Genomic DNA, 21,513 nt, shown 5'->3' with positions numbered 1-21,513 from the left:
GTCCCAACAGATTATTTGGAACCCCTGTCTAGATGACAAAAAAGATAAATTCACATCCTGAGCCTAAGTCTACTGAGGTTCGGCCACGTCCTAAAACGGTAAAACACCGTAATGCGACCACGACGCCAGAGATGCGCCAATTTATCCAGCAATCCGAATATAGCGTGAGCCAATTAGCTAAAATACTTAATATCAGTGAAGCCACTGTGCGTAAATGGCGCAAACGTGACTCAATAGATAATACGCCGAACACCCCGCATAAACTCAACACCACGCTCTCTCCCATGCAAGAATATGTCGTGGTTGGTTTGCGCTATCAACTTAAAATGCCGCTAGACAGGCTATTAAATATTACCCAAAAGTTTATTAACCCAAATGTATCTCGCTCCGGCCTAGCCCGCTGCTTAAAACGTCACGGCGTATCTAAACTCGATGACGTAGACAGTGCATTTGTACCAGAACGTTATTTTAACCAACTGCCTATTACTCAGGGCACAGACATCGTTACCTATGCCGTTAACCCACAAACATTGGCTGACACCTTAGCCATTCCCAATGTCGACAATGTGGTGCAGGTAGAATCATTAAGTATTCCCAAACAATACAGCCCCAAACAAGCTTATTCAGTGTTATTGGGTGTTGATGCAGACACCGACTGGGTCTATTTAGACATTTATCAAGACAGCCATACTCAAGCGAGCAACCGCTATATGGCTTACGTGCTTAAGCATGGACCGTTTCATCTACGCAAATTATTAGTACGCAACTATCACACTTTTCTTGCTCGTTTTCCTGGAGTAAGTCAATCAGCCGCAAGCGCAGCCGAACCCCAACATCAGGTAGCTGATCCTCAGTTATCAAACGGAGACTCAAATGAGCCAATCCAATAATCATGATAAGCGCCTTAACAAGCGCTTAAAAGACATGCCCATTGCCATTGTTGGCATGGCGAGCATATTTGCCAATTCGCGTTACCTGAACAAATTTTGGGATTTAATCAGCGAAAAAATCGACGCCATTGTTGATATTCCAGACAGTCACTGGAACGCCGACGATTACTACGATCCCGATAAATCTGCGCCCGATAAAAGCTACTGCAAACGCGGCGGTTTTTTACCTGAAGTTGATTTCAACCCAATGGAATTTGGCCTGCCACCTAACATTTTAGAACTCACCGACACCTCGCAGCTGTTGTCGTTAGTGGTCGCTAAAGAAGTGTTAGCCGATGCCGGAATCGATGCGCAATACGATACCGACCGTATCGGGATTACCCTTGGTGTGGGTGGCGGACAAAAAATTAACCACAGCTTAAGCAGCCGCTTACAATACCCAGTACTCAAGAAAGTATTCAAAAACAGTGGTATTAGTGACGCCGACAGCGAAATGCTGATTAAGAAGTTTCAAGATCAATATATCCACTGGGAAGAAAACTCGTTCCCAGGGTCACTCGGTAACGTGATTGCTGGCCGTATTGCTAACCGTTTTGACCTAGGCGGCATGAACTGTGTTGTCGATGCGGCTTGTGCGGGCTCACTTGCGGCCATGCGCATGGCGATTACCGAACTGGTTGAAGGGCGCAGTGACATGATGATCACCGGCGGTGTTTGTACCGACAACTCGCCGTCAATGTACATGAGTTTTTCAAAAACCCCAGCCTTTACCACTAACGACACAATTCAACCTTTCGATATCGACTCAAAAGGCATGATGATCGGTGAAGGTATTGGCATGATCGCCATTAAGCGCCTTGAAGATGCTGAACGTGATGGCGATAAAATCTATGCGGTAATTAAAGGTATTGGCTCATCGTCTGACGGTAAATTTAAAAGTATTTATGCTCCGCGCCCAGAAGGCCAGGCTAAAGCATTAAAGCGTGCTTATGATGACGCAGGGTTTGCCCCGCATACAGTAGGACTCATTGAAGCCCATGGTACAGGTACAGCTGCAGGTGATGTTGCCGAGTTTAATGGCTTAACGTCCGTTTTTGCTGAAGATAACCAAACAAAACAGCACATTGCACTAGGCTCGGTTAAGTCTCAAGTCGGTCATACTAAGTCTACCGCAGGCACGGCAGGCTTAATCAAAGTTGCATTAGCTTTGCATCACAAAGTGTTACCGCCAACGATTAACGTCAGTAAGCCACACCCCAAATTGGGCATCAATGATTCACCGTTTTATCTCAATACCGAAACGCGTCCTTGGTTACCTCGCCCTGACGACACGCCGCGTCGCGCCGGGATTAGCTCGTTTGGTTTTGGTGGCACTAACTTTCACATCGTATTGGAAGAGTACCGTCAAGAACACGCCCGTAATGACAAATACCGTCAACGCGCGGTGCCACAAAGCTTACTGATCAGTGCAGATAACAAGGCTGCACTGCAAAGTAAATTGGCCGAGCTACAAGCTGAAATAGCCGCCATCGATACCAGCAAAGCCAATAGTCAAGAATTGGCATTAACCGAGCTAGCCCAGCGCTTTGTCATTTCTGAGATCGCGCCAACTGCAGCACGTTTAGGCCTAGTTGTGACGTCAATTGCTGACTTAACAGTGCAGCTTACTCAAGCCCTTGGCCAGTTAACTAACAATGATGCCAATAATTGGCAATTACCCTCTGGCGCAAGTTATCGCAGTGCCAGCCTAGTGCATAAAAACGCGAAAGCGAAAGTGGCAGCATTGTTTGCAGGCCAAGGGGCACAATATGTCAACATGGCCACCGAACTTGCATGTTACTACCCTGAAATGCGTCAGCAATTAATGCAAGCAGACAAAGTGTTTGCCAAGCATAAACAAACGCCATTATCGCAAATTATCTACCCTATTCCGGCTTTTGAGGCGCAAGACATTGCCGCGCAGCAAGCCGCATTAACCAACACAGCTTATGCTCAAAGCGCCATTGGTGCGGTCAGCATGGGCCAATACGCACTGTTCACTCAAGCTGGCTTTAGTCCTGACATGATAGCAGGCCACAGTTTTGGTGAACTGTCAGCCTTGTGTGCGGCTGGGGTTATCAGCCAGGATGATTATTATCAATTAGCCTTTGCTCGTGGCCAGGCCATGGCGGCTACACCTGCCGATCAAGACCCAGGCGCCATGTACGCCATCATTGTGCCGCCACAAGCAGCCGAACAAGGCGTTAGTCAGTTAGAAAACTGTATCAGTACCTTTAATGGCGTAAAAGTCGCTAACTACAATGCGCCAACGCAATTAGTGATTGCAGGCCCAACAGAGGCTTGTGCTGATGCAGCAAAAGCCATTACTGCAGAGTTAGGCTTTAAAGCCATTGCCTTGCCAGTATCAGGTGCGTTCCACACTCCTTTAGTTGGCCACGCGCAAAAGCCGTTTGCCAAAGCAATTAGCAAGGTTAAGTTTGCTAAGCCTAACGTGGCGTTATACGCCAACGGTACAGGCAAGCTTCACCCAAGCGACGGCAAAGCGATTCAAGCCGCCTTTAGTGAACACATGCTGCAATCGGTGCGTTTTAGTGAGCAACTTGTTGCAATGTATGATGCTGGCGCCCGTATTTTTGTTGAGTTTGGGCCTAAAAACATTTTACAAAAGCTGGTTGAAGCCACATTGAGCAACAAACCTGAAGCGGTCAGTGTTGTTAGTCTAAACCCTAACCCGAAAGGCAGTAGCGACACTCAATTGCGTCAAGCAGCAACCCAACTTGCAGTATTAGGCGTTGCATTAACTGAGGTTGACCCTTACCAGGCACCTTTAGCAGAGCTGGCCAAAGTATCACCGATGAACGTCAAACTGACGGCGCAAAACTACATCAGCCCAAGCACACAAGCCAAGATGCAAACATCATTGCAAAGCGGCGAAGTCACCAGCAAGACAGTGGAAGTGCCTGTCGAGAAAATTGTGGAAAAAATAGTGGAAAAACAAGTGATCAAAACCGAATATGTTGAAGTGGCGACTGCACCTACGGCATCTGCGCAAGCTAGTCAAACATCAGCTCAGGCGCAAACACACACAAAGGTAAGTAACGACAGTTTAAGTGCATTTTTTGCAGCACAGCAACAAACAGCCACCTTACATCAACAGTTTTTAGCCATTCCACAGCAATATGGCGATACGTTCAATAGCTTGATGACAGCCCAGGCGCAAATGGCATCATCAGGGGTTGCTATCCCCGAAAGCTTGCAACGCTCGATGGAACTATTCCACCAGCATCAAGCGCAAACACTGCAAAGTCACACACAGTTTTTAGCACTGCAAGGGCAAACCAGTCAGGCTGCTCTTGCCATGTTACAAGGGCAAGCACCTGCTCCTGTAAATACCTTTGCCAATAACCTTGCAGCGCTACAAGCAGTTACAGCACCTGTTGCGGCAACCCAAACACCAGTAATGACTCAAGCCGCTGCCACAACACCAGCACCGACACCCGCAGCAGTATCAGAGCCAATAGCTCAAGAGGCTCAACCAGCAGCACCGATGCCTGCAACGGCACCAGTAGCAAGTGCATCTAAAGGCTTATCGGCAGATGCAGTGCAGCTCACCATGATGAATGTGGTTGCCGACAAAACCGGTTACCCAACTGAAATGCTCGAACTTAGCATGGACATGGAAGCCGACTTAGGTATCGACTCAATCAAGCGTGTGGAGATTCTAGGCACAGTGCAAGGTGAACTGCCGGGCTTACCAGAGCTTAGCCCTGAAGATTTAGCTGAGTGTCGCACCTTGGGCGAGATTGTTGACTACATGCAATCAAAGCTTGCACCAGTACAGGGGTCAACTGTCCAAACATCACCTGCTAAAGCATCAGTAGCTCAAACATCAGCGCCAACATCAGGCTTAAGCGCGGAAACCGTGCTCACGACAATGATGACAGTGGTAGCCGATAAAACCGGTTACCCAGCAGAAATGCTTGAACTCACCATGGACATGGAAGCTGATTTAGGCATCGACTCAATCAAGCGCGTAGAGATTTTAGGTACAGTGCAAGATGAACTGCCGGGCTTACCAGAGCTTAGCCCTGAAGATTTAGCAGAGTGTCGCACCTTGGGTGAGATTGTTGATTATATGCAATCAAAGCTTGCACCAGTACAGGGATCAACTGTGCCAGCCCCAGTGGCCGCATCAACTCAAGCGATAACAGTCCAAACGTCTCCAGCTCAAGCCTCAGGCTTAAGCGCGGAAACCGTATTGACCACCATGATGGCAGTAGTCGCTGACAAAACCGGTTACCCAGCAGAAATGCTTGAACTCACCATGGACATGGAAGCCGATTTAGGTATCGACTCCATCAAGCGTGTGGAGATTTTAGGCACAGTGCAAGATGAGCTACCGGGTTTACCAGAACTCAATCCAGAAGATTTAGCTGAGTGTCGCACTTTGGGTGAGATTGTTGATTATATGCAATCAAAGCTTGCACCTGTACAGGGATCAACTGTCCAAACGTCATCTGCTAAAGCATCAGTAGCTCAAACATCAGCGCCAACATCAAACTTAAGCGCGGAAACCGTACTGAATACCATGATGACAGTGGTAGCCGACAAAACCGGTTACCCAGCAGAAATGCTTGAGCTCACCATGGACATGGAAGCCGATTTAGGTATCGACTCCATCAAGCGCGTGGAGATTTTGGGCACAGTGCAAGATGAACTGCCGGGCTTACCAGAACTTAGCCCAGAAGACCTGGCTGAGTGTCGCACCTTGGGTGAGATTGTTGATTATATGCAATCAAAGCTTGCACCAGTACAGGGATCAACTATCCAAATATCACCTGCTAAAGCATCAGTAGCTCAAACATCAGCGCCAACATCAAACTTAAGCGCGGAAACCGTACTGAATACCATGATGTCAGTGGTTGCCGATAAAACCGGTTACCCAGCCGAAATGCTCGAGTTGACCATGGACATGGAAGCCGATTTAGGTATCGACTCCATCAAGCGCGTAGAGATTTTAGGCACAGTGCAAGATGAGCTACCGGGCTTACCAGAACTCAACCCAGAAGATTTAGCCGAGTGTCGCACCTTAGGTGAAATCGTCAGCTATATGCAAGGTAAGCTAGGCGCACCAGCCTCAGCTACCGTTACGGCAAAATCGAGTACTGAAGTTATCGATACATCAGATTTACCACCACACATCGGGGTAGCACTAAAAAAGTTGCCAGCGGCGGATAAACTAGAAGCATGTTATTCAACAGACAGCTGCATTATCATCACAGATGATGGCCATAACGCAGGTGTACTTGCTGAGAAACTTCATGCAAAAGGATTAACCGTCGCCGTTATTCGTAACCCAGACAGCATCAGCGCTGCTCACTCGCCTTTAAGCAGCGACATCAGCAGCTATGTGCTTAACAGCATTGATGATGCAAGCATTGCCAAAGTGGTAAGCGAGATAAGTGCTAAGCACCCTATTGCGGGCTTTGTGCATTTACAGCCTCAATTTAAGCTCAACACCCAAAACCTCGTCAGCTGCAATGAGGCGGCAAAATCCGCTGTTGATAACGCCTTTTTATGGGCGAAACATCTGCATGCTGAATTTGCTAAACCCCTGCAATCACGCTTAAGTTACTTTACCGTAAGCCGTATTGACGGTGGATTTGGCTACCTAGATAGCGCAGCGCTTAGTAAAGCTGAATTAAACCAAGCTGCACTGTCTGGCCTCACCAAAACCTTAAGCCATGAATGGCCAAATGTGTTCTGCCGTGCGCTTGATATCGCCAATAACATTGATGCCAAAACGTTTGCCAATGCCATTATTGCTGAACTGTTTGATGTTAATGGTGAAGCACCCAGTGCTAAACGCATTACCGAAGTGGGCATTAGCCAGCAAGGCCGCGCAACATTAATTGCAGCAAAAACTGGCAGCTCGCAATACCCAGAAGCAGTGTTAACCCAACAAGACAACATATTGGTCACTGGCGGCGCTAAAGGTGTCACCTTTGAATGTGCGCTTACCTTAGCCAAGCAGTGTCAATCGCACTTTGTACTTGCTGGTCGTAGTCAGCACCTTGGCAATAACATGCCAGCTTGGGCCCAAGGTAAACAAGCCTCAGAGCTGAAAACCGCCGCTATTAGTTACATTCAATCTCAAGGCGAAAAACCCACACCAAAGCAAATAGATGCATTAGTGTGGCCAGTACAAAGTAGCTTAGAAATTGACCGTGCCCTCGCCGCCTTTACCAAGGTAGGCGCCAGCGCGCAATATGTGGCGATGGATGTCAGCAATGCTAAAGGCGTTATCGACGCACTGGCAGCGTTAACTGATGCTAACGATAAAAAGTTAGTCATCAATGGCGTCATTCATGGCGCTGGCGTATTGGCAGATAAGCACATTCAAGACAAAACCTTAGATGAACTGAATCGCGTTTACAGCACTAAAGTCACTGGCATCACGAGCATCATTAATGCGCTTGATCCACAAGAGATCAAATTGGTCGCCATGTTCTCATCGGCGGCAGGGTTTTATGGCAATACAGGTCAAAGCGACTATGCGATGTCGAATGAAATTCTTAATAAAACCGCATTAAAATTGGCCTCACAATTGCCACAAGCCAAAGTCATGAGCTTTAACTGGGGCCCATGGGACGGCGGTATGGTGAGCTCAGCACTGAAAAAGATGTTTGTTGAACGTGGCGTATACGTGATCCCGCTTGAAGCTGGTGCCAACTTATTTGCTCATAGCTTATTAAGCTCGCAAGGCGTGCAAATGCTAATTGGTTCAGATATGCAAGGCTCAGCTTCACAGGATGCTACTGCAAAAAAGCCTAATGCGAACACTTTGCCGCACGCAGAGGGTTCGCTGACGTTTTCTGCGCCATATTTGGCTACAGACAGCAAAATCATTACGGTAACTCGTGTGCTTCAGCGTAGTGAGCTGGAATTTGTAAACGATCACCGCATTGCCGGCAACCCAGTGTTGCCGACGGTGTGCGCTATGCAGTGGATGCGTGAAACCGCGCAAACCTTGTGCCATATTCCAGTGTCTATTGCTGACTACAAATTGCTCAAAGGGGTTATTTTTGACACCGACCAGCCACATTTACTGCAGTTGCAACTCACTCAAACTGACGCGGGCATAAGCGCGTTAATAATGAGCCGTTTGTTAAACGAGCCAAACTCGGCGATGAAGCCACAATATCAGGCTACCTTAGTCGCGAATGACGCGTTAACAGACTCGGCCATCACTGCATCAAGATTACCTGCAACGGTACTGCAAAATTTGTCACAAATGACCGCCATACACCAAGGCAATAGCTTGTATCAAAATGGCACCTTGTTCCATGGGCCGCGTTTGCAGGGTATTAAGCAAGTGTTGAGTTTTGATGATGAACAGCTGTTGTGCCAGGTTAAGTTACCGCTCATCGAACTTGCCGACTGCCCCGGCTTTGCGCCATCATCAGTCGCGGGTGGCAGCCAACTGTTTGCCGAAGATTTGCTGTTACAGGCCATGTTGGTTTGGGCAAGGCTCAAGTACGATGCTGCCAGTTTGCCATCATCAATGGGGCAATTTATCACGGTAGCGCCTTTTGTCAGTGGCGATAAGGGTTACATTCAACTTGAGGTGTTAAAACACAGCGGCAGAATGTTAATGGCCAATGTGAGCTTGTATCATCAAGATGGACGTTTAAGTTGCCAAATGCGTGATGCCAAAATCACCATTAGCAAAACCCTGAATCAGGCCTTTATTAATCAGCATGAGGATCAGCCAGCAAACCAGCACAGCAAGGACAGCGTGTGACCTTTTCAGTAAATGCGATGTCCGTAGATCAGCAAGCAGCGTTAACCGAACAGTTAACCGTTGATCTCAAACAACAACAAGCCAAGCCAATGCGCTTGGCCTTGTTGTTGGCTGCGCCAGCACTCTCCAATGACAACACACTGTCCATAACGCATCTTGCATTAGCATCTGGGCCACTCGAGATGCTTTTGCTTGATGCCGCAAGCCTTATTGCACATCATCACTGCGATATCGTCAATATCGGCGATAATCTGTGGTTTATGTCAGCAATGACGGCTGCAAAAAATGGCATTCATGCCCATGCATATTTAAACGGCATAGGTTGTGGTGATAACACCGAGCAAGCCATAGTTCAAGCACTCGATCATGCCAAAAGACAACATGTTCAACCTCAAGCTGTAGAGTTAACTCAGGCTAATAATGCATTTAATGCATTAGTCACGCTTATCGAAGACATTGCCTATCGACGCTTGCCCAACAGCCAAGACTATTGGTTTACACCAGCTCACCAAAGCCGCGTTGCCAGCCTATGTTACCAAAGCAACATCGGTGTGCTCGCGTTAGTACTTACACAGGGCAGTCAATTGCGTAGTGCTAAACCGTTATTAGCAGCTAACCGATTAATGTTGCCATTATCAGCACACGATACTGCCCAGTTACACATACAGTTAACCGCAGTTTGCGACATACTAAGCGAGCCACGCGATGAGCTAAACTTGCTTAAATTTATTCGCCAGCAATGGCAACAATACCAATCGCAAGCACCCTATACCTTGGTGTTAATGGCGACGAATCAAAGCAGTTTACAACAAGAAGCCAGCTCCCTCCTCGCGGCAATTGAGGCGCAGCAAACACAAAATACGACAACGCTTAACAAAACGTTTCACTACAAAACGCCAGCAGGCAGTTGCTTTACCGCTTCGCCATTAGGCGCCAACGGGCTGAGTTTTGTTTACCCAGGTGTCGGCACGGTTTACCCGCAGATGTTTAGCCAATTAGGCCATGTGTTCCCTCAAGTCTTTGCCAGCTTAGAGGCCCAAGGTGACTTGCCTGCAATGCTGCAAAGCCAAGCGATTTATACGACGAATGAGAAAAACAGCAACCACATGAGCCTCAGTGAGCTTGCCATTGCCGGTGTTGGCGCAAGTTACATGTTGAGTAAAATATTGCAGGATGAATTTGCCATAACACCACGCTTCGCTTTAGGTTATTCAATGGGCGAAGCCGCCATGTGGGCCAGTTTAGGCGTATGGCAAGCACCACAAAAATTGATTGAAGCCACCCAAAACAGCAGTATTTTTAATCAAGACATTTCAGGCGAGTTGCACTGTGTGAGACAAGCCTGGCAATTAGCCAATGATGAACCCATTGTGTGGAACAGTTTTGTTACCCGCGCTACCGTTGCCGACCTTAGCCCGCATTTAGCCGATTATCCTCGCGCTTACATTGCCATTATTCAGGGCGACAGCTTAGTGTTAGCCGGCTGCGAGCAAAGCTGTAAAGCATTACTTAAACAAGCCGGGAAACGTGGCATTGCCGCCAATAGAGTCACCGCAATGCACACCCCTGTTGCGCTCAATATTATTGACAATGTAAAGCAGTTTTATTTACAGCCATTAGCAGCAGCGTTGCCCACTTCGACTCAGTTTTTATCGGCCGCGCAAACACAGCCAGTTGAATTAACGTCGCTCGCTATTGCCCAGTCGATTGCCGACACTTTTTGTCATCCGCTGGACTTTAGCAAGCTTATCAGCGACTCAATTAGCCAGGGCTGCCGTTTATTTGTTGAAGTCGGCGCCGACAGACAAACTGCGACGTTAATCGATAAAATTATTGGCCAACAAACAAGCGATGTGCAGGCACAAGCATTGGCGGTTAATGCCAAAGGTGCAGACGACATTACCAGCTTATTAAAATGTTTAGCCCAGTTAATGACTCACAGAGTGCCCATGTCATTAACCCCGTTTATGCAAAGCCTAAACAGCGCAATTGAACAACAAACATTACTTATCGACACCAACAGCCCATTGATGGGTTTGGATGACACTTTATTAGAAGGAGAACCTCATTGAGTTCTCAAGCTACCCCAAAAATCGCCATTGTAGGCTTAGCCAATCAATATCCCGATGCCGACACCCCGGCAAAGTTTTGGCAAAATTTACTCGATAAAAAAGATTCTCGCAGTCAAATTACGGCACAAAAGCTCAACGCATCACCTAATGATTATATTGGCGTACAGGGGCAATCTGACCGTTTTTATTGCGATAAAGGCGGCTACATTCAAAACTTTCGCTTTAATCCTGAAGGTTATCATATCGATAGCAATGCTTTTGACGGCCTAGACGACAGCTTTTTATGGGCAACAGATACGGCACGTAATGCGTTAGCAGATGCAGGGATTACCGATCTTAATCATCCAGGCTTACAGCGCACAGGTATTGTGATGGGCACCTTGTCGTTTCCAACGGCAAAATCAAACCAATTGTTTGTACCGCTTTACCACAGCGTGGTCGAAAAAGCCTTACAAACCAAACTACAGCAGCCCAACTTTGTGTTGCAAGATTTTGGTTTAGCCGCACAAAACGAGCAATATAATTGGCGTAATGGCGCAGTGGCTCACAATGCCTCAAAACTTGTGGCAGATGCTTTAGGCCTTGGCGGCGCGCAATTAAGCCTAGATGCCGCCTGTGCTAGCTCGGTTTATGCTTTAAAGCTGGCCTGTGATTATTTACATACCGGCAAAGCCGACATGATGCTGGCTGGTGCGGTATCGGGCGCAGATCCGTTTTTTATCAATATGGGCTTTTCGATATTTCATGCCTATCCAGACCACGGCATTTCAGCGCCGTTTGACAGCAACAGCAAAGGCTTATTTGCCGGTGAAGGTGCTGGCGTATTAGTGCTAAAACGCCTTGAAGATGCAAAGCGTGATGGCGACCATATTTATGCCCTCGTCAGCGGCATTGGCTTATCAAACGATGGTAAAGGCCAGTTTGTGCTTAGCCCAAACAGCAAAGGCCAGGTGCAAGCATTCGAACGAGCCTACCGTGAAGCCGCCTCATTTGACTCAAGCATTACCGCTGCCAGCATTGAAGTGATTGAATGCCATGCCACCGGGACGCCATTAGGCGACAAAGTTGAATTGACCTCAATGGAGCGCTTTTTTGAAGGCAAACTCAATGGCAGCGCAACACCACTGATTGGCTCGGCAAAATCTAATTTGGGCCACTTACTCACTGCAGCAGGCATGCCAGGCATCATGAAAATGATTTTTGCCATGCGTGAAGGTGTGTTACCCCCGAGTATTAATATCAGCGCGCCTATTAGCTCGCCTAACGGTTTATTTGGTCAAGCAACCTTGCCAAATGAAGTGCAACCTTGGCCAGATAAAGCGGGCAATAACGCCCGCCATGCTGGTGTGTCAGTCTTTGGTTTTGGTGGCTGTAACGCACACTTGTTATTAGAGTCTTATTCCGATAACACAGCAACATCGCAACAACCGACTCAAGTGATCAATGCAAGCGAAAAGCCGATGCACATTACCGGTATGGCAGCTCATTTTGGCCAGTGCAGTAGCATTAATCAGCTTGCTGAGCGTATTCGTGCCAAGCAAAGCTTGTTTACGCCATTGCCGACTCAGCGCTGGAAAGGCATCAACAAGCATCCAGAGCTATTGGCAAAATACGGTATTGAGCAGGTGCCTCATGGCGCTTACATTGATCAATTCGACTTTGATTTTTTACGTTTCAAAGTGCCGCCCAATGAAGACGACAGACTCATTTCGCAGCAACTGTTACTGATAAAAGTCGCCGATGAAGCCATTGTGAATGCCAACCTCAAACCCGGCAGCAAAGTGGCCGTGCTAGTGGCCATGGAAACCGAGCTAGAATTACATCAATTCCGTGGACGAGTAAACTTACACAGCCAGCTCGCACAAAGCTTAGCTGCACAAGGCATTAAGCTCAGTGACGATGAATACCAGGCACTAGAAGCCATCGCCATGGACAGCGTGCTCGATGCAGCCAAATTAAACCAGTACACCAGTTTTATTGGCAATATTATGGCGTCGCGGATTTCATCATTATGGGACTTTAACGGCCCAGCCTTTACCATTTCGGCTGCAGAGCAATCAGTTAATCGCTGTATTGATGTGGCCCAAAACCTATTTGCCATGGGCTCACTACAAGAGCCATTAGATGCAGTGATTATTGCAGCGGTTGATTTATCTGGCAGCATTGAAAACTGCCTACTCAACAATGCACACCTGCAAGCCGCAGGAATGCAGGCAAGCACAACCCACTTAGGTGAAGGTGCTGGTGCGATTGTATTACAACAAAATCATCCAACTGAAAGCTTTGCCAGTATTGATACAGTGCAGTTTGCCAAGCAAGATAAGCTCAAGCTCGAGCAAACCTGCGATATTAACGAACTTAACATGGCTCCGCTTTGCCATCAGTCTGATTTTGGCCAGCAACTCACTCGCCAGTTAACTCAATTGGCTAAGCCCAATAGCCTTTCAAGCGCACAAGAGATATTAGGCCATACCTTTGCCGCCTCTGGCATGGCAAGCTTGCTTAATGCACTTTTGCAAAGCCAGCAATTGCAACAAGCTGACATTAGTGCACAGGTGATTAGTGCCAGTGAAAATCAATACTCACGCATTGGTTTATCGCTCAATACATTACAGCAACAGGCGCTTGCCAGCCGCGTAACACTGCCACTTACACAACAACTAACGCAAAGTGCCAAGCTTAGCTTGATTAAACAAGTCAGTTTAGGTGGCCGCGATATCTATCAGCATATTGTCGACAGCCCAGTTGCTGCTATCGATAACATTGTTAGCCAATGCGCGTCGATTAAACCCGTTTCAGTGCAACAAGCCCCAACAAAAATGAATATAAACGAGCCCACTATGCCCGCAAGCCATTTCGCACATAAACCAGGTATGCAGCCGCAAACAGAAAATCAGACTCATTCGACTCAAGCAATGAGCCAGGCAACGCCACCCGCGCACTTAACGGCTTTTCAGCAAAACCAATGGCTAGCACAACAAGCCCATTTAGCCTTTTTAGCCAGTCGCGAGGCGGGATTAAAAGTCGCCGACAGTTTGTTAAAATCTCAACTGACTTCAATTACATCGACCACAAACGCACAAACAATAGCACCTGCGTTAACAGCCAAAGTGCCAGTTGAACATTATGTTGAAGCTCAACCGGTACTGGCAGAGCGTAAGCCTAATCATGCTCAGGTTCCGGCTTACACCGCCCCCATTCCAGCGAACAAACCCTGTATTTGGAACTACGCCGATTTAGTGGAATATGCCGAAGGTGATATCGCCAAAGTATTTGGCCCAGATTATGCCATCATCGACAGCTACTCACGCCGCGTGCGCTTACCCACAACCGACTACTTACTGGTGTCTCGAGTAACAAAACTTGATGCCACTATGAATCAATACAAACCTTGCTCAATGACCACAGAATATGACATCCCGGTTGATGCGCCGTATCTGGTTGACGGTCAAATCCCCTGGGCTGTGGCGGTTGAGTCTGGCCAGTGCGATTTAATGCTGATTAGCTATTTAGGCATCGATTTTGAAAACAAAGGCGAGCGCGTTTATCGCTTACTCGACTGCACGCTTACCTTTTTAGGGGATTTACCCCGTGGTGGCGACACTTTGCGTTATGACATTAAAATCAACAACTTTGCACGCAATGGCGACACCTTGTTGTTTTTCTTCTCGTACGAATGTTTCGTTGGCGACAAGATGATTTTAAAAATGGACGGCGGCTGCGCAGGCTTCTTTACCGATAAAGAATTGTCTGATGGCAAGGGCGTTATCCAAACCGAAGATGAGCTTAAACTGCGCCAAAAAGTGCTTAACAACCCCAATAAACCGACATTTGCACCCTTACTACACTGCGCACAAACCGCTTTTGATTATGGTCAAATCCACCATTTATTAACTGGCGATATTGGCAGCTGTTTTGGCGGCGAACACGTTGTCCACCAGCTGCAAACGGGCATGCAAAAGTCACTGTGTTTTGCATCTGAAAAGTTCTTAATGATTGAGCGCGTAAGCAACTTACAAGTGGGCGGCGGCACATGGGGCCTAGGGTTAGTTGAAGGCCACAAACAATTAGCCCCAGACCATTGGTATTTCCCGTGTCATTTTAAAGGCGACCAGGTAATGGCTGGCTCATTAATGGCTGAAGGCTGTGGCCAATTACTGCAATTCTTTATGTTGCATATTGGTATGCATACGTTAGTTGAAAACGGCCGTTTCCAGCCGCTCGAAAATGCCTCACAAAAAGTGCGTTGTCGTGGCCAGGTGTTACCGCAACACGGTGAATTAACTTACCGGATGGAAGTCACCGAAATAGGTATTTCGCCACGTCCATATGCTAAAGCCAATATTGATATTTTGCTTAATGGCAAAGTGGTGGTTGATTTTCAAAACCTTGGGGTCATGATAAAAGAAGAAGCCCAATGCACCCGCTACTTAAGTCATTCCAGCACACATAACTCAAGTATCAAGCCTGCCAAGGTGGCTGGCGTAAACCTAAACAACACCGACAGCCAGCAAGATATCGCCCCGTTAATGGCGAAAATAGCCGACACCAGTGCGCCAACCAATAAAGGTGTTATACCGCTTAAACATGTTGAAGCACCGCAAGTCAGCGCTAATTCTAAATACGCAAACCGCGTGCCTGATACCGTGCCATTTACGCCGTATCATATGTTTGAATTTGCTACTGGCGATATTGAAAAATGCTTTGGGCCAGACTTTAGCATCTATAAAGGGCTAATTCCGCCGCGTACTCCTTGCGGTGATTTGCAGTTAACCACCCGTGTTATCGACATTAATGGTAAGCGCGGCGAATTGAAAAAACCATCATCGTGTATTGCTGAATATGAAGTGCCAACAGATGCATGGTACTTTGCCAAAAACAGCCACCAGGCGGTAATGCCATATTCGGTGTTAATGGAAATCTCATTACAACCTAATGGCTTTATTTCAGGTTACATGGGCACCACATTGGGCTTCCCTGGGCAGGAGTTGTTTTTCCGCAACCTAGATGGTCATGGCACCTTATTACGCCATGTGGACTTACGCGGCAAGACCATCGTTAACGACTCACGTTTACTGTCTACCGTGATTGCGGGCAGCAATATTATTCAAAACTTTACCTTTGATTTAAGCGTCGATGGTGAACCGTTTTACACAGGTGGCGCTGTATTTGGCTACTTTAAAGCTGACGCGCTTAAAAACCAGCTTGGCATCGACAACGGTAAAATTACCCAACCCTGGCATGTCGACAACAATGTCGCAGCCGACACGGTAGTCAACTTGCTAGACAAACAATCGCGGGTGTTTAATGCACCCGCGCACCAGCCGCATTACCGCTTAGCGGGTGGTCAGCTTAACTTTATCGACACCGCTGAAATCGTTAACAATGGCGGTAAATACAATCAAGGCTATTTGGCAGCATCACGCACCATTGACCCAAGTGATTGGTTCTTCCAATTCCATTTCCATCAAGATCCGGTGATGCCGGGTTCATTAGGCGTTGAAGCTATCATCGAGTTAATGCAAACTTACGCGATTACTAACGACTTAGGTGCCGGTTTTACCAATCCTAAATTCGGCCAGATTTTGTCTGATATTAAATGGAAATACCGCGGCCAAATTAATCCGCTTAACAAGCAAATGTCGTTAGATGTGCACATCAGCGCAGTAAAAGACGAAAACGGTAAACGCATCATCGTCGGTGATGCCAATTTAAGTAAAGATGGTTTACGTATTTACGAAGTAAAAGACATCGCGATTTGTATTGAAGAAGCCTAGCTTTTCAAGGAAAAGATAATGACAACCCAAATAAAAAACGAAAAGCTTTCTCCATGGCCTTGGCAAGTGAGCCAACAGCACGTCAGTTTTGACCCTGCAGGGATGAACAAAAAGCTTAAAGACTTATCGCAAGCCTGTTATGTGGTGAACGATGCTCAGCAAGGTTTAGGTGTTGCACAACAAGCTCAAGTAGTGACCGATGCAATCACCGCCGTTAACGCCCTGCCTGTTAGCGCCTTTGCCCCAGCTCTTGGCACTCAAAGTTTAGGCGACAGTAATTTCCGCAGAGTGCACGGGGTTAAATACGCCTATTACGCTGGAGCCATGGCCAACGGTATTGCCTCAGAAGAGCTGGTTATCGCATTAGGCCAGGCGGGTATTTTATGTTCATTTGGCGCAGCAGGGCTTATCCCATCTCGGGTTGAGCAAGCCATTACGCGTATTCAAGCAGCCCTGCCAAATGGGCCCTATGCGTTTAACTTAATCCATAGCCCAAGTGAGCCCGCCCTAGAGCGCGGTAGCGTAGAGCTATTTTTAAAACACAAAGTGCGCACCGTAGAAGCCTCTGCCTTTTTGGGCTTAACACCGCAAATTGTCTATTACCGCGCAGCAGGCTTAAGCCGTGATGCTCAAGGTGACATTCAAATAGACAACAAAGTCATCGCCAAAATTAGCCGCACCGAAGTGGCAATTAAGTTTATGCAGCCTGCCCCGGCCAAAATACTGCAACAACTAGTGGATGAAGGCCTTATCACACCAAAGCAAATGGAGTTAGCCCAATTAGTGCCGATGGCCGATGACATTACCGCGGAAGCCGATTCCGGTGGTCATACCGATAACCGTCCATTAGTGACGTTACTGCCCACCATTTTGGCGCTAAAAGACGAAGTCCAAGCACAATACAATTACAAAACCCCTATTCGCGTCGGTGCCGGTGGTGGTGTGGGTACGCCCGATGCGGCTTTGGCAACCTTTAACATGGGCGCGGCGTTTATTGTCACAGGCTCAATTAACCAGGCTTGCGTAGAAGCCGGCGCCAGTGAACATACCCGTAAATTATTGGCCACCACAGAAATGGCCGATGTGACCATGGCACCTGCGGCAGATATGTTCGAAATGGGCGTTAAACTGCAAGTGGTGAAACGCGGCACCCTCTTCCCGATGCGCGCTAACAAACTGTACGAGATTTACACTCGTTATGACTCAATAGAAGCCATTCCGGTTGATGAGCGTGAAAAGCTTGAAAAACAAGTATTTCGCTCAAGCCTAGATGATATTTGGGCCGGTACCGTGGCGCATTTTAATGAGCGCGACCCTAAGCAAATCGAGCGCGCTAAAGATAACCCTAAGCGCAAAATGGCATTAATTTTCCGCTGGTACCTTGGGCTGTCAAGCCGCTGGTCAAACACAGGTGAAACCGGCCGTGAAATGGATTATCAAATTTGGGCAGGCCCAGCCCTTGGCGCATTTAACGCCTGGGCAAAAGGCAGTTATTTAGATGACTATACTCAACGACATGCAGTCGATTTAGCCAAACACTTAATGCATGGCGCAGCTTACTTAGCACGAGTAAACTTATTAACGGCTCAAGGCGTTAGCCTACCAGTTGCCTTACAGCGCTGGCGCCCTGCAGATCAAGTGAAGTAGCCTGCACTCGAGATAATAGGAACGATAATGAGCGACACACAAAAACTCGATTTTTCAGCGGTAAATGGTTCAACGTTGGCGTCATTCAACCAGCAAAAAAACCTGATCAAACGCATGCTAAAAGGCAACAGCGCCACGTGTGCCGACTGCAATAAACCACTCACATTGCAATTGCCACCTAACAGTAAAAATGCCAAGCCGACCGCTAAAGCACCCGGCATTTATTGCGCGAAAGGCTGTACCGATATTGAGCTAGATATGGAAGCCGTTGCATTACTGAAATAATGCCGAACTGATATTAGCAATGAATAAAAAAGACCCTCTACGTAGAGGGTCTTTTTGCTTTTAATACACCGACTGTCAAACTGCCTTCCACTGTTTAACTAACATGGCTTGACCACAAAGCTCTACCATCGATTTATCGCCACACAGCGCCGATTCAAATACCTCAAACGGCACATTTGGCCACAGGCTGATTTCAAACGAAGTGTTACCACAGACAGCGCCAACGCCTTTTGGGGTACCTGTCATCACAATATCGCCGTCATTCAAACTCATAAACTCATTGATGGCGGCAAACATGGCATTGGGCTGGTAAGTCATTAATTGCTGGTGCCCAAGTTGAGACACCACGTTATCAATGGTTAATTGAAAACACCAATCTTGCTGCGCTGATGTGATGGGAATAAATTCGCTAAACAATGCTGAACCGTCAAATGCTTTACTGCGCTCCCACGGTAAACCCTGCTTTTTGAGTTTGCCCTGTAATTCACGCTTAGTCATATCCAGTCCAACACCTACAGCGCTAAATTGACCATCCTGAACCATAAAACACAGCTCAGCTTCATAATGCAGGGGTTCACCCATTTCACTGTGTAAGGTGTCAGTAATGGCAGAATTAGGTTTTAAAAACACCACCATTTCATCAGGCACGTCATTGCCCAGTTCATGAATATGGTCAACGTAATTACGCCCAATACACACAATTTTGGATGGCGTTATTAATACATCTGCATTTTGTTGCTTTAAAACCAATTGTTGTAAGCTCACATTAACCTCGACTTTTATTTCTTATTTCACCCAAACTCACCCAAACTCACCCAACGGCAATGATAACGTGTTAATTAATCGCGTTATCAGATTGCATTACCTTACAACAGCAATTACATTTAATTAACAAAAACATAAAAAGTGTTACACAATAAATATTCACTGCTCAGACAGCGAAAATAACAAGAGACACTCAATGACCATGCTTGTACTTACCATTAAACAAAAAATTGCACTGGGGTTTGCTTCAATAGGCATTTTATTACTTGCTGGAAGTAGTTTTTTTTACCGGTCACTGAGTGAAATTCAAACCGCGAATAGTAATATTGAAGTGTTAGCAGTACCTGTCCAAAACCAATCTACGGCGTTACAAATTACCTTGCTGAAAATGGCCAAAACAGAAAGCTTGGCATACTCACAAATAAGTAACGACGATATTACAATCAGTTTTAAGCAATTTACGGCTTTGCAGCAAGATTTTTCGAATGCATTAGCGGATTTATCTGCAAAAGTGGCAAACCATCCTCAAATGGATAAAGCCCTCAGCCAAGCAAAAAATGTCTACCTGCAATATGCCGATGTTTCTCAAACCATGTTTAGTGCCAAATTGGCCATTGAACAAAGTAAAAATAATTTCAGTTCCCTTAAAAATCAATTTGATAATCTTAAAATCGATGCCAGCAATAATATGATCGACTTAGAAATTGTTGAAGCACCAGCAGGTGAAGAACAATTACTCGAAGCTGTTATCGGTTCAGGAGTTCGTATCGATGACATGCTATTTACCCTAGGCAACACTGTCACCGAGCTAGGACGTTTAACCACCGCCGAGGCCGTAGAAATACATAAGCAAGATGTTGCTATGCTGCTTGGCAATATCACCACTAACACTGACTATCTCAAGCAACAAGCAGCAACGTTGCCTGTTGCACAATTACTAGGCGACTTCGATGCCAATTTAGCTAAACTCTTGGTTTTGGTCGATACTCCTGGAGACTTGTACAAGGCACAAATGAAAGTGGTTGAGCAATTTCAACAAGCTGAATCCAGTTATATAAAATCGAACCAGCTATTTGAATCAACAAATCAGCAATTAGATCAGCTTGTTCAACTCGCCAACCAAGGCTTTAACGATATGCAACTGCTCGCTATCGATGAGGTCAACACGGCAAAAACATTGGCTATCGTCATGGCTGTTGTATTTGTATTAATGGCAGGATTTATTTATTACTTCACCTCTAACGCCATGCTCGGACCATTAAAAGCCAGTAATAATGCACTATCACGTATCGCTAGTGGTGATTTATCGCGACGCTTAACAAAACGAAATAACGATGAGTTTGGTGAGCTAATGGATAACATCAATAAACTGTCTGATGACTTAACTGACTTACTGCAAGACATAACCCGTGATGCACATTTACTCGATGATGCTGCTATTCGTTCTCAAGATCAAAGCCAAAAAATATCACGTTCTGCATTAGGACAAATCGATAACATAAACCAAGCTAAACAATTGGCAGAACAAATACACCACAGCTCAATGACGGTAAATGAGCAAGCTTTAGAATCAGAGCAACACGTTAAACTAGCCTCAACACAAGGGGCTCAAGTAAAAACAATTGCTAACGATAACCGCAATCGTATAGCTGCCTTGTCAAAAGGATTAAGCGACTCAGTCAATATTATGACTAAACTGAGTCAGCACAGCGATAATATTGGCGGCATTTTAACCACCATTAGCGCCATTGCAGATCAAACCAACCTATTGGCATTAAACGCAGCCATCGAAGCTGCAAGAGCAGGCGAACATGGCCGCGGTTTTGCTGTCGTTGCCGATGAGGTTCGCTCACTGGCTTCACGCACCCAATTATCAACGGCTGAAATTCAAACGATGATTACCGCACTTCAACAAGAAACCAATAACGCGGTGAATGCGATTTATCGAGGGCAAACCCAGGCTAATGAGTGTGTTGAGCAAAGCCAATCACTCAATAATGCCATCGAACAAATTGAATCCGCACTAAGCATTATTAATGGCATGAGCCAAAGCATTACCCAAGCTGCAGATGAGCAAGTCAATTATAGCCAGTCCATTGAACAAACCATGACAGAAACCGCAAATGCCGCCACGCAAAATGCCGAGGAGTCGACGACCATGGCTCAACGTAGTCAGCAATTAAACCAGCTAGCGCATTCGCTAACCACATCAGTAGAGCGCTTTAAGTTATAATATCCTTGTTTATAAATCGCACCAACAAAAAAGGCCAAAC

At 46.5% G+C, this 21,513-nt stretch carries 8 protein-coding genes; 7 read left to right on the top strand and 1 reads right to left on the bottom strand.

Annotation, left to right across the window (positions count from 1 at the left end; translation table 11 throughout):
- The first annotated feature begins 32 nt into the window (after positions 1-32).
- Genes K8B83_RS09335 through K8B83_RS09310 form a run of 6 tightly spaced genes read left to right on the top strand, consistent with a single transcriptional unit; the run spans position 33 to position 18,475 of the window.
- On the top strand, positions 33-890 hold the full coding sequence (locus K8B83_RS09335; protein ID WP_223419729.1) for a helix-turn-helix domain-containing protein: 858 nt from the start codon (positions 33-35) through the stop codon (positions 888-890).
- Positions 874-8,694 (top strand): type I polyketide synthase, encoded by a 7,821-nt coding sequence (locus K8B83_RS09330; protein ID WP_223419726.1) that lies wholly within the window; start codon positions 874-876, stop codon positions 8,692-8,694. The genes K8B83_RS09335 and K8B83_RS09330 overlap by 17 nt, the downstream gene beginning before the upstream one ends.
- A complete protein-coding gene (locus K8B83_RS09325; RefSeq protein WP_223419723.1) occupies positions 8,691-10,766 on the top strand; it encodes a PfaB family protein in 2,076 nt (691 codons plus the stop codon). Before K8B83_RS09330 ends, K8B83_RS09325 begins: the two co-directional genes overlap by 4 nt.
- Positions 10,763-16,543, top strand: coding sequence for a hotdog fold thioesterase (locus K8B83_RS09320; protein WP_223419720.1), 5,781 nt, complete (start codon positions 10,763-10,765; stop codon positions 16,541-16,543). The genes K8B83_RS09325 and K8B83_RS09320 overlap by 4 nt, the downstream gene beginning before the upstream one ends.
- Before the next feature lie 18 nt (positions 16,544-16,561).
- Positions 16,562-18,190, top strand: coding sequence for an eicosapentaenoate synthase subunit PfaD (pfaD, locus tag K8B83_RS09315; protein WP_223419715.1), 1,629 nt, complete (start codon positions 16,562-16,564; stop codon positions 18,188-18,190).
- Between the two features lie 27 nt (positions 18,191-18,217).
- Positions 18,218-18,475, top strand: a complete 258-nt coding sequence (locus K8B83_RS09310) for a hypothetical protein (RefSeq protein ID WP_188737146.1) — start codon at positions 18,218-18,220, stop codon at positions 18,473-18,475.
- A 75-nt stretch (positions 18,476-18,550) separates the two neighbouring features.
- Here the strand turns inward: K8B83_RS09310 and K8B83_RS09305 are convergent, their stop codons facing one another.
- Entirely contained in the window at positions 18,551-19,240 is a 690-nt protein-coding gene (locus K8B83_RS09305; protein ID WP_223419713.1) for a fumarylacetoacetate hydrolase family protein, read from the bottom strand.
- A gap of 202 nt (positions 19,241-19,442) precedes the next feature.
- Here K8B83_RS09305 and K8B83_RS09300 point away from each other — a divergent pair, with 202 nt between their 5' ends.
- Positions 19,443-21,473 (top strand): methyl-accepting chemotaxis protein, encoded by a 2,031-nt coding sequence (locus K8B83_RS09300; RefSeq protein WP_449618990.1) that lies wholly within the window; start codon positions 19,443-19,445, stop codon positions 21,471-21,473.
- Positions 21,474-21,513: the final 40 nt, after the last annotated feature.

Origin of the sequence: Shewanella inventionis (assembly GCF_019931735.1) — a bacterium.
In the GTDB taxonomy this organism is placed as follows: domain Bacteria; phylum Pseudomonadota; class Gammaproteobacteria; order Enterobacterales; family Shewanellaceae; genus Shewanella; species Shewanella inventionis.
The sequence above is the reverse complement of the archived record's forward strand: the minus strand, read 5'-3'. Positions and strand labels throughout refer to the sequence as shown.

Bases quoted from the DNA above. Each gene is read 5' to 3' on its own strand.
- K8B83_RS09335 (WP_223419729.1), top strand. From the start codon at position 33: ATGACAAAAAAGATAAATTCACATCCTGAGCCTAAGTCTACTGAGGTT.
- K8B83_RS09330 (WP_223419726.1), top strand. From the start codon at position 874: ATGAGCCAATCCAATAATCATGATAAGCGCCTTAACAAGCGCTTAAAA.
- pfaD (WP_223419715.1), top strand. From the start codon at position 16,562: ATGACAACCCAAATAAAAAACGAAAAGCTTTCTCCATGGCCTTGGCAA.
- K8B83_RS09310 (WP_188737146.1), top strand. From the start codon at position 18,218: ATGAGCGACACACAAAAACTCGATTTTTCAGCGGTAAATGGTTCAACG.
- K8B83_RS09300 (WP_449618990.1), top strand. From the start codon at position 19,443: ATGCTTGTACTTACCATTAAACAAAAAATTGCACTGGGGTTTGCTTCA.